Source organism: Bradyrhizobium sp. sBnM-33, assembly GCF_032917945.1.
Taxonomy (GTDB): Bacteria; Pseudomonadota; Alphaproteobacteria; order Rhizobiales; family Xanthobacteraceae; genus Bradyrhizobium.
In genome coordinates this window covers 2,888,875-2,900,313 of the sequence record NZ_CP136624.1, presented here as the reverse complement: position 1 = coordinate 2,900,313, position 11,439 = coordinate 2,888,875, and the positions used below count along the sequence as shown (strand labels likewise).

General features: G+C 63.7%; 10 protein-coding genes and 1 pseudogene. 4 read left to right on the top strand and 7 right to left on the bottom strand.

Going from position 1 to position 11,439, the window contains the following annotated elements; all coding sequences use genetic code 11:
* Nucleotides 1-163 precede the first annotated feature (163 nt).
* Genes RX328_RS13395 through mobB form a run of 3 tightly spaced genes read right to left on the bottom strand, consistent with a single transcriptional unit; the run spans nucleotide 164 to nucleotide 2,231 of the window.
* Nucleotides 164-406 carry a sulfurtransferase TusA family protein gene (locus RX328_RS13395; RefSeq protein ID WP_213252894.1) on the bottom strand — a complete coding sequence of 81 codons (243 nt, stop codon included), beginning with the start codon at nucleotides 404-406 and terminating at the stop codon, nucleotides 164-166.
* A 35-nt stretch (nucleotides 407-441) separates the two neighbouring features.
* Nucleotides 442-1,695, bottom strand: a complete 1,254-nt coding sequence (glp, locus tag RX328_RS13390) for a gephyrin-like molybdotransferase Glp (protein ID WP_213252895.1) — start codon at nucleotides 1,693-1,695, stop codon at nucleotides 442-444.
* An 8-nt stretch (nucleotides 1,696-1,703) separates the two neighbouring features.
* Nucleotides 1,704-2,231, bottom strand: a complete 528-nt coding sequence (gene mobB / locus RX328_RS13385) for a molybdopterin-guanine dinucleotide biosynthesis protein B (RefSeq protein ID WP_161852237.1) — start codon at nucleotides 2,229-2,231, stop codon at nucleotides 1,704-1,706.
* 193 nt (nucleotides 2,232-2,424) lie between these two features.
* Between mobB and RX328_RS13380 the strand changes: the two genes are divergently transcribed.
* The 3 genes from RX328_RS13380 (at nucleotide 2,425) to RX328_RS13370 (ending at nucleotide 4,914) form a co-directional block, all read left to right on the top strand.
* Complete coding sequence (locus tag RX328_RS13380; protein ID WP_213252896.1) at nucleotides 2,425-3,315, top strand: formate dehydrogenase accessory sulfurtransferase FdhD; 891 nt, start codon at nucleotides 2,425-2,427, stop codon at nucleotides 3,313-3,315.
* 40 nt (nucleotides 3,316-3,355) lie between these two features.
* Nucleotides 3,356-3,925 (top strand): molybdenum cofactor guanylyltransferase MobA, encoded by a 570-nt coding sequence (mobA, locus tag RX328_RS13375; protein ID WP_249726623.1) that lies wholly within the window; start codon nucleotides 3,356-3,358, stop codon nucleotides 3,923-3,925.
* A 371-nt stretch (nucleotides 3,926-4,296) separates the two neighbouring features.
* The gene (locus tag RX328_RS13370; protein WP_213252898.1) at nucleotides 4,297-4,914 is read left to right on the top strand and encodes a hypothetical protein; all 618 of its coding nucleotides are present in this window, start codon (nucleotides 4,297-4,299) and stop codon (nucleotides 4,912-4,914) included.
* 62 nt (nucleotides 4,915-4,976) lie between these two features.
* Here RX328_RS13370 and RX328_RS13365 read toward each other — a convergent pair whose 3' ends face one another.
* From RX328_RS13365 to RX328_RS13355, 3 genes are all read right to left on the bottom strand, one after another.
* The gene (locus RX328_RS13365; RefSeq protein ID WP_410734060.1) at nucleotides 4,977-5,702 is read right to left on the bottom strand and encodes an FAD-dependent monooxygenase; all 726 of its coding nucleotides are present in this window, start codon (nucleotides 5,700-5,702) and stop codon (nucleotides 4,977-4,979) included.
* A 115-nt stretch (nucleotides 5,703-5,817) separates the two neighbouring features.
* Nucleotides 5,818-7,779, bottom strand: coding sequence for a molybdopterin biosynthesis protein (locus RX328_RS13360; protein WP_409410841.1), 1,962 nt, complete (start codon nucleotides 7,777-7,779; stop codon nucleotides 5,818-5,820).
* A gap of 1 nt (nucleotide 7,780) precedes the next feature.
* A complete protein-coding gene (locus RX328_RS13355) occupies nucleotides 7,781-8,893 on the bottom strand; it encodes a molybdopterin-binding protein (RefSeq protein WP_213252900.1) in 1,113 nt (370 codons plus the stop codon).
* Nucleotides 8,894-9,075: 182 nt separating this feature from the next.
* Between RX328_RS13355 and RX328_RS13350 the strand changes: the two genes are divergently transcribed.
* Nucleotides 9,076-10,287 (top strand): ABC transporter substrate-binding protein, encoded by a 1,212-nt coding sequence (locus tag RX328_RS13350; RefSeq protein ID WP_213252901.1) that lies wholly within the window; start codon nucleotides 9,076-9,078, stop codon nucleotides 10,285-10,287.
* 80 nt (nucleotides 10,288-10,367) lie between these two features.
* On the opposite strand, the pseudogene RX328_RS13345 reads toward RX328_RS13350, so the two are convergent.
* Nucleotides 10,368-11,332: pseudogene (locus RX328_RS13345) on the bottom strand (TAXI family TRAP transporter solute-binding subunit).
* Nucleotides 11,333-11,439: the final 107 nt, after the last annotated feature.

Genomic DNA, 11,439 nt, shown 5'->3' with positions numbered 1-11,439 from the left:
CTTGTATTGATCCGGAGATCAATAAAGCTGTCTCATGTTGCGATTGCGAACGCGTATCGATTGACGTCTGCGATTGATCGATATGAATCCAAAATGATCCGCAAGCAGACGGCAATGGCACCATCATGCAGGTGCCTCGCATGCAGATGCCTCGCGGGCCAGCTCAGTTCCCCGGCGCGTCCGCTTTCTCGATCAAGAAAACGATACGGCTCTCCGCACGCTCGGCGATCTCGACCTTGTCACCGGTTTCCCGGATCAGGTTGGGAATATCGATTACCGACAGCGGATCGGTGCAATGCACTTCGAGAAAGTGGCCCGGCGTGATTGCCTTCAGCGCCTTGCGCGTTTTCAGCGCCGGCAAGGGACATTTCAATCCGGTAAGATCGAGTTTGGTCGTGGTGGTCATGTTTCGAACATGGCGAAGCAGAGACGCAACGTCAATCACACCAGACTTGCATAGGACAAAAAGCCGACCGTCTGGCCGGGCTCGACCAGCGTGATCTCTTCGCGCAGTTCAACCAAGCCATCGGTATCGACCAGCGACGACAGCAGGCCCGCGCCTTCGCGCGGAAATTTTACCGCTTCGAGCGCGCCGTCGGCACCCTTGCGCAAGCTGACGCGGACATATTCACGGCGCGAAATCTTCTTCTTGTAGCTGAAGGCGGCGCGAACCGGCATCGGCCGAAGCGGCTCCGGCCGGGCACCGGACAGCCCCAGAATGGTCGGCCGCACCACGTGAACGAAAGTGACAAAACTCGCCACCGGATTGCCGGGCAATCCGATGAACGGGGTGCCGCCGATGATGCCCATCGCGACGGGCCGCCCCGGCTTGATCGCCATCCGCCACAGCACCAGCCTGCCGACACTTTCGACGCTTGCCTTGACATGGTCCTCCTCACCGGTCGAAACGCCGCCGGTGGTGAGCATCAGATCATGGCTGCCCGCGACCTCCTGCAGCGCGCGGGCCAGCGAGGCGCGATCATCCCTGATGATGCCGAGATCGCTGACCTCGCAGCCGAGCCGCGACAACATCGCCATCAGCATGAAACGGTTGGAATCGAACAATTGCGCTGCGGCGCGCACCTCGCCCGGCGAGGCCAGTTCGTTGCCGGTGGAGAACACGGCGACGCGAATACGCCTGACGACATCGAGCTCAGTCAGGCCGAACGCCGCAGCAAGCGCGACATCCTGCGGCCGCAGCCGCTGGCCCGCCTGCAGCGCCGCGAAGCCTGAAGCGATGTCTTCACCTGCGGGGCGTACATTGGCGCCCGGCTTGAGGCCTGCGGGAAGCACGACTTTGTCGCCGTCGATGCGGACGTCTTCCTGCATGAACACGGTATCGGCGCCTTCGGGCATCGGCGCACCGGTGAAGATGCGCATGGCATGTCCCGGCGTGAGCGGGGCAGATGCGGAACTGCCTGCTTGGAGGCGGCCGGTAACCGAAAACGCTTGCTCTTCCTGCTGCGGCAGATCGCGGCTCGCAACCGCATAGCCGTCGACGGCGGAATTGGTGAAGGGCGGCAGCGGCAGCGGCGCCAAAATCTCGTGCGCCAGAATGCGGCCGTCGGCGCGGGCGAGCGCAACCGTCTCGATATCAACCACCGGCGTCACCCGCGTGGCAATGAGACCGACGGCCTCATCGACCGACATCATCGGACCGCCGAAGGCAAAGCAATCGTCGGACAATTGCGCCATGTGCCTGATCAGCCCTCAGCTTCGCATTTCGCCAGCACGTCTTCGAGCGATATTGCAGACCGCAACATCATCGCCGCCACCGCCTCGATATCGTCGAGATGGGCGGTCGGCAGCTTGGTTTCAACCGCCGTATCGGTCGCGATTCCGACGATACCGGGATCGTCGGGGAACAGCAGCGGCTTTTCATTCGCGGCGCGGTAGACCTCGATCTTGCGGTGCGGCTCGCGCTTGAATCCCTCAACGACGACGAGATCGACCGGCGACATCTTCGCCAGCAGTTCCGGCAATCGTGGTTCATGCGCCCCACGCAGCTCATGCATCAGCGCCCAGCGCCGCCCCGATGACACCAAAACTTCGGCCGCACCGGCCTCGCGATGCCGCCAGGAATCCTTGCCGGGCACGTCGACATCGAAGGCGTGATGGGCGTGCTTGATCACGGACACGCGCAGGCCCTGTTTTGCGAACTGCGGGATCGCCCGCGTCAGCAAGGTGGTCTTGCCGGCGCCGCTCCATCCGGCGAGGCCTATCACTTTCATCTTGCGCTCCGAGCCTGCATTTCCTTGCAGGATCGTCATGCCCGGGCTTGACCCGGGCATCCACGTCTTGACGCTATCGCAGCAGGAAGGCGTGGATGGCCGAGACAAGCCCGGCCATGACGGAGTAAACCGTGACTTGTTGACTCCGGTCCTTATATCAGCCCGGAGACAAAGTCATGCTAACCTGCGTCCTATGATGAAGATGGAAAAAGCCCCGGCCCCCCTGATCGTGCCGAACCCCGAGGATCCGCGGCTGACCGAGCGGGTCGCCGGGACCGACCAGACGGGCGCGGCCGTCGAAATCCGGGTGCCGGTGGAACGGCCGCTGACGCTATATCTGAACGCGCAGGAGATCGTCACCATGATGACGATCGGCGATTATCCGGAATATCTGGCGCTCGGCTATCTCCTGAACCAGAACATGCTGAAATACGACGACGTCGTCACTGAGGTCGAATATGACGACGACCTCCAGGTGGTGGTGGTGCGCACCGAGCATCACACCAACTTCGAGGCAAAACTGAAGAAGCGCACGCAGACGTCCGGCTGCGCCCAGGGCACCGCGTTCGGCGACCTGCTTGAAGCGGTAGAGAACGTGGCGCTGCCGAAGGCCGAGCTGCGCACGTCGTGGCTCTACGAGATGACGCGCACCATCAACACCATGCCTTCGCTCTATCTGGAGGCCGGCGCGATCCATGGCTGTGTGCTGTGCAAGGAAGGCACGCCCGTCTGCTACACCGAAGACGTCGGCCGTCATAACGCTGTCGACAAGATTGCCGGCTGGATCTATCGCCACGACGTCGATCCCGCCGACAAGATCCTCTACACCACAGGCCGGCTCACCTCGGAAATGGTGATCAAGACCGTGCGGATGGGTATTCCTATTCTCGTCTCGCGCTCGGGCTTTACCGCATGGGGCGTCGAGCTGGCGCGGCAGGTCGGGTTGACGCTGGTCGGACGCACGCGGGGAAAACGCTTCATCGCATTGTCGGGACAGGAGCGGATCGTGTTCGACCAGAACCTCGACTATGTCGAAGAAGAATCCGCGCGGCACAAGCGTAAGGGCGAAGAACGTGACGAGTAAAATTCCGGGCGTACTGCTCGCCGGCGGTCTCGCGCGGCGGATGGGCGGCGGCGACAAGCCGATGCGCACGATCGGCGGCCGCACCATTCTCGACCGCGTGATCGCGCGCCTTGGGCCGCAATGCGCCGGCCTGATCCTCAACGCCAATGGCGATCCGGCGCGCTTCTCAGCATTCGGCCTGCCGGTCATTGCCGATGGCATCGCCGATTTTCCCGGCCCGCTCGCCGGCATCTTGGCGGCGCTGGACTGGGCTGCCGCCAACCGGCCCAATGTAAAATTGGTGCTCAGCGCCGCCGCGGACTGCCCTTTCCTGCCGCGCGATTTGGTGTCGCGGCTCTATGGCGCGCTCGAAGCGGAGAATGCCGAGCTGGCCGTCGCCGCCTCCGACGGCCAGTCGCACCCGGTGATCGGACTGTGGAGCGTCAGCTTGCGCGAACAACTGCGCCACGCGCTGGTCGTTGAGGACATCAGGAAGATCGACCGCTGGACCGCGCGCTACAGGCTTGCCACGGTGACATGGCCGGTCACACCGCTCGATCCGTTTTTCAACGCCAACACCATGGACGACATCGCGGAAGCGGAACGGCTGGCAGCGCTGGACGGGGGCTAACTCGTGCCCCGGATGCAGCGCAGCACGAAGTGATGCGCTGCTGAGCCGGGGCCCACCGCGGATCGGAGGTGGTCCCGGCTCTGCGGCGCACCGCTACGCGCTGCGCCGCGTCCGGGACACGGGAACGCGAATTCGTCATTGAGCGCAAGCCGCCTGTACGCCGCCAGCAATGTCACACTCAATGGGATAGACCTAACAAGCAATCGTCTTGACTACCTGGAGATTGAAGAATTCGATCATGATTTCAGCTTCAGATTCATGCAATTTAATTGACTTTGCTCATAGGGTTGCCGCGATGGATTTGGCGCGAGGCACCCGTGGCAGTATTCGGACGCAGGAAGCCGCAGAGCTTCACCGAGTTGAAAGAGACAATGCGTCCGACGCCCGACGCAGATGGTGTAACCCGCGCTTTCTCGAGGGAGCTCTGGGACGATCCAAAGATCGGCAAGCTGCTGCGGGACGTTGGCTTCGCCCCCGATGATGCGCGCAACGTCCTGCCCACGGCAAACGACTATATCGCTCTTTTTGCTGCAGCCAAGCAGCGGCTGGAGGAGCGCACCGAGGCCTTCAACCGTGAAATGACGATGCGCCATGGCTATTGCCGCGCCGCGCCTTTTTTGGTCATCGACCACACAATCTGGGACGGCGAACATGGCGCGTTTCTGTATGCCCAGATGAACCTCATCGGATACGATGACTGGAACGTATTGATGCTGGCGGCGGATGTACGCACCAAAGAGCTCTGTGACATCGCGGGCCATCCTGGCACGGTGCCGGCGGTTACGGAGGTCATGACCAAGCGCGTGATCGAATGGAAGCAGCGCCGTGATCTCGCGCTCGAAGCGTTCGGAGTTACAGCGATGGGTGGCCAAGGCATCACGCGAGAGCAATACGAGGCCGAACAGGACGCGCTGCGCAGGGAGATTATGGACAACGTGGGCTGGATGAAGCCACGGATCATAAGTGAACTGTTGCGCGTTCAGGGCTAGAGCATGATCCGGAAAAGTGGGAACCGGTTTTCCGAAAAGATCATGCTCAAATCAAAGAGAAATTACGCCGCCAGCGGCGCGGTCCAGGCATCGTAGCCGTACACCCAATCGGCATCGGTCTTGCCGCTAAGCCAGGTGTTGGCGCGCGAGGTTGCTTGGATGCGCTCCGTCCGCTCCTTGCGAGTCGCCTCGAAACGGCGGAATGCATTCGCGACGCCCTCCCGCTCGACGCCATCAAGGCAGCGCGACAGTACGGCGGCATCCTCGATCGCCATCGCAGCGCCCTGCGCCATGTAAGGCGTCATCGGATGGCAGGCATCGCCGAGCAGCGTCACATTGCGATCCGCCCAATGCTCCAGCGAATTGCGATCGACGATCGCCCATTTGTGCACATCGGGGCACGCGGCCAGCACCCGCTCGACCTGTCGGTGGAAGCCGACGAACGCCTTGCGCAATTGCCTGACGTCGCCCTTCGCCGACCATGATTCAATCCGGAAATCCGGCTCCGGCTGGCTGGTGACGAGATAGATCTCGCTGCGATCCGGCTTGACGTAATAGATGACGATATGGCGGTCCTCGCCCCACCATTTGGTGCAGTCGTCAATCTTTTCGCCGCCAAGCAGCGCGGCGGGATAGGTGGTGCGGTAGGCGATCCGCCCGGTGAAATTCACCGGTGAGGCGCCGAACAGGATATCTCTTACGACCGAGTGAACGCCGTCGGCGCCGATCACGGCGTCGGCTGTCACGGTTGCGCCGTTAGCAAAGGCGAGCCGAACGCCCTCGCCGATCTCATTCAGCCCGACCAGCTTGTGGTTGAGCCTGATGAATTGATAGCGGTCTTGCCATTCCCGTCCCCCCTGCCCGAGCCGCTTCTTTTGACGGCTTCTTCAGTTCGCGAACGCTTCAGGCCGGCCGAAATCCCGCCTTCAGCAGTGCCGCGCGCGCCCCGCCCGACGCCAGCGCTTCAAGAAACGCCTGCACCGCCGACCGTTGCTTGCGCGCCGTCACCAGCGCGAAGTCATAATGCTCCTCGGCAAAGGGAATGAAACCCAGGTTTGACGCATGCGCGACCGGCGCAATGGTCATGCCCCAATCGGCACGGTGCTGCGCGACCGCAGCCGCAACCGCATTGTGCGAGCGCGGCTGATTCCAGTAGCCATCGGGTCGCGCATCGCCAAGCAGCCGGTCGATCAGGATGCGCGTGCCGGCGCCCTGGTTGCGATTGACCATGATGCAGGCGGGGTCGGCCAGCGCGGCGTGCACGGCGTCCTCCGCGCTCAAGTCCTCGAAGCGCTTGTCACCTTTGCGGAAGACGATGCCTTGCATGCGACGCCAGCCCGGTACCAGTTCGAGTCCGTCAGCGAGATACGGCGTGTTGTAGGTCTCGGTCTTCTCGTCGAACAAATGGATCGGGGCAAAGTCACATTCGCCGCGCTTGGCGGCCGAGAGGCCACCGAGGCTGCCGACGGCGATCGAGCGCACGGTGAGTCCGGCATGCGCCAGCGGGGCGGTGACCAGATCGAGCCCGGTGCAATGGCTGCCGACGATAACGAGATCCGGTACACGCACATGCGGCGTGAACAGTGTCACCTCGGTCTCGCTGCCGGCCGGCATCTGATCGGCCAGAGCATCGATCTTCAGAAAGCCGTCTGCCTGGGCAAAGGAGGTGATGGCGCCGGAGCCCTTGCCCGTGGGGTACGCAATCAGCCCGTCCGCGCCTTCAACCAGCGACACCATGACGAATTCAGTGCGGCCGAGTTCGGACGCGATCCGCACCGGCACGCGCGCATTGACCTTGGTGTCCGAACGCGGCGGCAAGCCGGCCATCCGCCGCAGCACCGGTACGATCATGTCGTGGAAGGTGAACATCGCCGAGGTCGGAAATCCCGGCAGGATGATCACGGGCTTGCCGTCGCATACCGCAAGGCACAGCGGCTTCCCGGGCTTCAACGCCACGCCATGGGCGACGATGCCGGGCTTGCCGAGCCGGCCGATGATGCGGTGAGACACGTCGCCCGCGCCTTTGGACGTGCCGCCTGACAGCACCAGCATGTCGCTCTTAGCGAGCGCATCGCGCATCGCGGATTCGAGCTGCGCCTCATCGTCGGCGACGGCGCCGAGAAACTTTGCCTCGCCGCCATTCTCCGTGATCGCCGCCGTGACGATCGCGCCGTTGGTATCGTAGATCGCAGCCGGGCGCAGGGAATGGCCAGGCTGCACCAGCTCATCGCCGGTGGAAATGATCGCAACGCGTGGCCGCCGCGCGACCACGACGTCCGCGATGCCGCAGGCCGCCAGCATCCCGATCTCGCGCGAGCCGATGATGGTGCCGGCGCGCAGCAGCGCTTCGCCGCGGGCGATATCGGAGCCGGCATAGGACACGAATTGACCAGGCGAGGCGGCGCGGCGGATGTCGATCGCACGATGTCCCGCCGGCTGCGTGTGCTCGACCATGACGATGGCGTCCGCCCCGCGCGGCACCGGACCGCCGGTCGCGATCGGCGTGGCTGTTGCCGACAAGACCGGCCGCGTCGGGGCGGTGCCGCACGCGATCACTTCGTCGTTCAGCATCACGCGCACCGGTGAGGCCTCGCCGGCAGAAGCAAGGTCGGTGGACCGCACCGCAAATCCATCGACATTGGAGCGATCGAACGGCGGCACATCGATCGGCGCCACGACGTCCTCGGCGAGCGCGCAGCCGAGTGCGCCCGCAAGCGAGCGTTGCTCGCTCGCGACTGCACGCGGGAAAAGCGCGGCTTCAAACCGCGCCAGCGCATCCTCGCGCGACAGGATCGTCAGGAATTGATCCTGATCGATATTGTCGCGGCCTTTCGGCGAGGGCGTATTCGTCATTCCCGAACCCATATCACTCTCGCAGCAGATAGGCATCGACCCGGGTGCCCGCCGCAAATCCTTCCGAGCCGGCGGGCACTGCGAGCCATGCTTCGGCGCGCGCGATCGCATCGAGCGACAATTCGCCCACCGCCAGCGGGACCAAAGCATCCTGCTTTCGTTCCAGCAGCACGATCTCGGCAATGCCGACGCTTGAAGCAATCTTGCGCGCCAGCGGCAGATTGAGCGTGCTGCGCCGCCGGCGGCCCGATAAACGATCGAGCACGGGAAGCCCCAGCGTCCACCACGCCGCCAAGGCTTGATCGGGCGCGCCTGGCAACACCACGACCGGCGTCTTGCCTGCACGACCAACGGCCGAAGTGCGGCCTGGTTGCAGGGCAATGCCATGTGCGAGAACCTTCCCGCGCGCGTCCAATGCCGTCACCGCCGTATCGGTGCGGCCGACACCGGAGCCGCCGACGATCAGCAGCAGATCGCACGCACCGTCATCGATCGCTGCGGTAATCGATGCGGCATCGCGACCTGTAGCTGCGACCAAAAAAACCTCGCCGCCCGCGGCCCGCGCGCTCTCGGTGACCAGATCCGCAGTTGCTGTGCCGCCGGGAACATTGACGATGCGCAGGCGCGGACGGCGCACGCTCAATCGCGCCATTCCTGCGGCGCGGGCGATCATGAGATGGCGCGGCAGCACGCGCCGGCCGGATGCAACGGGGTGGCCGCCTGCGGCGATATCGCCGCCGGCGCGGCGCACGCCCTGCCCCGGGATCGCCTCCGCCAGCACCTGCACGAGCGGACCGGACATCTCGACTGAATCGGAATCCAGCACGCAGTCGCAGTTGTCAGGGATGGTCTCGCCGGCCTCGACCCAGACCGGCGCTGTCGCTAATGGCAGCGGCGAATAGGACGATGCGCCGACAAGGTCGCGCGCGCGGAATGCATAGCCGTCCGCGGCAGCGATATCGCGCGGCGGGTGGGCATCGAGCCCCGGGATATCCGCGGCAATACAGCGCAGCGCTTCCGCCAAAGCCAGTTCCACCGGCGCGACCGGGTTCACGCCCTCCAGCAACGCGGTGAGCGCCACATCGAGCGGTGTCAGCGAAGTCGGCAAGCGCTGGTCCGAGGTCATGGGGCTCGCCTATGCCCTGAATCGCGCCGAAAATAAATAGAACTGGATACCGCGCGCGTGGTTTAGCCCATCCGACCAACGTTGACGTCGGCGCGAAATAGTTGCAAATGAGACCAATTGGCGGAACCAACCGCCCGAAAAACACCAACGGCCAATGTGCTGATTCCTAGGGAGAAGACAGGATGTTCGCCAGGAAACTATCCAGGCTTGCCGTGCTCATGGCCGCGCTGCTGGCATCGACCGCCGCGCTCGCTCAAATCTCGGACGACGTGGTCAAGCTCGGCGTCCTCACCGACATGAACGGGCCGGCGGCGACGCCGACCGGCCAGGGCTCGGTTACCGCTGCACAAATGGCGATCGACGATTTCGGCGGCACAGTGCTGGGCAAGCCGATCAGCATCATTGTCGGCGACCATCAGCTCAAGCCGGACATCGGCGGCGGCATCGCGCGGCGCTGGTATGACGTCGATCAGGTCGATCTGATCGTCGACGTGCCGGTATCTGCGGTGGGGCTGGCCGTGCAAGGCATCGCCAATGAGAAGAAGAAACTGTTCATCACGCATTCGACCCTCACCGCGGACTTCCACGGCAAATCCTGTTCGCCCTACGCGATGCAGTGGGTGATCGACACCCGTTCGCTCGCGGTCGGCACTGCGCAAGCGGTGGTGAAGCGCGGCGGCGATAGCTGGTTCTTCATCACCGACGACTATGCGTTCGGCCACTCGCTCGAACGTGACGCTTCCGCCGTCGTCACCGCCAATGGTGGCAAGGTGTTGGGCTCGGTGCGGCCGCCGCTTGCAACACCTGATCTGTCGTCCTTCGTGCTGCAGGCGCAGGCCTCAAAAGCCAAGATCATCGGCATTGCCGCCGGCCCGCCGAACAACATGAACGAGATCAAGACCGCCTCCGAGTTCGGCGTGTTCAAGGGCGGCCAGCAGATGGCGGCATTGCTCGCGCTGATCACGGACATTCATTCGCTGGGATTGCCGGCAGCGCAGGGCCTCTTGCTGACGACCTCGTTCTACTGGGACATGGACGACAAGACGCGCGAATGGTCGAAGCGCTATTTCGCCAAGATGAACCGGATGCCGACGATGTGGCAGGCCGGCGTCTATTCATCGGTCATGAGCTATCTCAACGCCATCAAGGAAGCCGGCACCGACGAGCCGCTGAAGGTAGCGGCGAAGATGCGCGAAAAGCCGATCGAGGATTTCTTCTCCCGCAACGGCAAACTGCGCGAAGACAATCTGATGGTCCACGATCTGTGGCTGGTGCAGGTCAAGAAGCCGGAGGAATCGAAATATCCGTGGGATTACTATCAGATCCTCGCCAAGATCCCCGGCGATGAAGCGTTCGGACCGCCCGATCCGGCGTGCGCGATGGTGAAGAAGTGAAGTTGGCGAACGGCGAGTAGTGAGTGGCGAATGGTCGGCAGCGAGTTCATCCATTCGCTACTCACCATTCGCTATTCGCCCTATTTCACCACCCCCGCCTCCCTGAAATACTTCATCACGCCGGGATGAATCAGTCCTGCATTCAGCGCCGCCGCTACCGTGTTCGCCGCCGTGGTCTCACAGGCCTGCGGCAGCTTCTTGCATAGCGCGGCCTCCTGCCCATGCAGCGTGCGCGCCAATCGGTAGGCGACGTCGTCGGGCAGGCTTTCACGCGCCAGCACAAAACTCCATGAGCCAATAGAATCGATCGCCGCGGGCTGGTTCGGACGCTGTTGGCGGGGACCGTCAGCGGTTTAAGGAACGTGTGCTTGGCGCGGACGCGGGCGATCTCGCTGGCGTCGGGTGCGATAAATCGCGCGCCGCCCGGCGCCTGCGCCATCGCGGCAAAGCCCGGCCAGCCGGCGCCCGCGCCCCACAGCGCGGCGGCGCGGCCGTCCTGCACCATGGCGGGGCCGTCGCCGGCGCGGTCGAGATAGATCGACTTGAAGTCCTCGTCCTGCTTCAGCCCGATGCCGTCGAGGATGTAGCGCGACAGGATCGGCAGGCCCGAGCCCTTCGCGCCGAACGCGACCGGCTGGCCGACCAGATCCCTGATCGTCTTGTAGGGACTGTCCGCCCGCACCACGAACATGCCGGGACTGGAATACATCGCGGTCAGGATTTTCAGCTTTGTCGCCGGCCGTCCGATGCCCATGAAGGCTTCGTAGGCGGGCTCCCCCGCCACCAGCGCGATGTCGAGCTGGCCGGATTCCAGAAGCGGGATGTTTTCATTGGAGCCCTTGGTGTTGCGCGGCTCGATCGACAGCGCCAGATCCGCGGCATTCATCACTTCCGCAAATGCATTGCCATAGACCGGAAAGCCGCCGCCCGGCGTCGCGGTTCCAAGGCTGATCGTGGTTTTCGTAATGGCCCTGCCTCCCTCCTGCGCCCCGGCGCTTCCCGCAAGCAGCAGCAGGCCGGCACAGGCAATCCGAGCGAGTTTCATCGTTGGCCTCAAGCGTTTGCTGACGAATGATGCGACGGAAGTTGTAGGCAAGGGCGGGGCCCGATGAAAGCCTGTTCTTGGCTGCTAACCCGGCATTGCCGTATCGC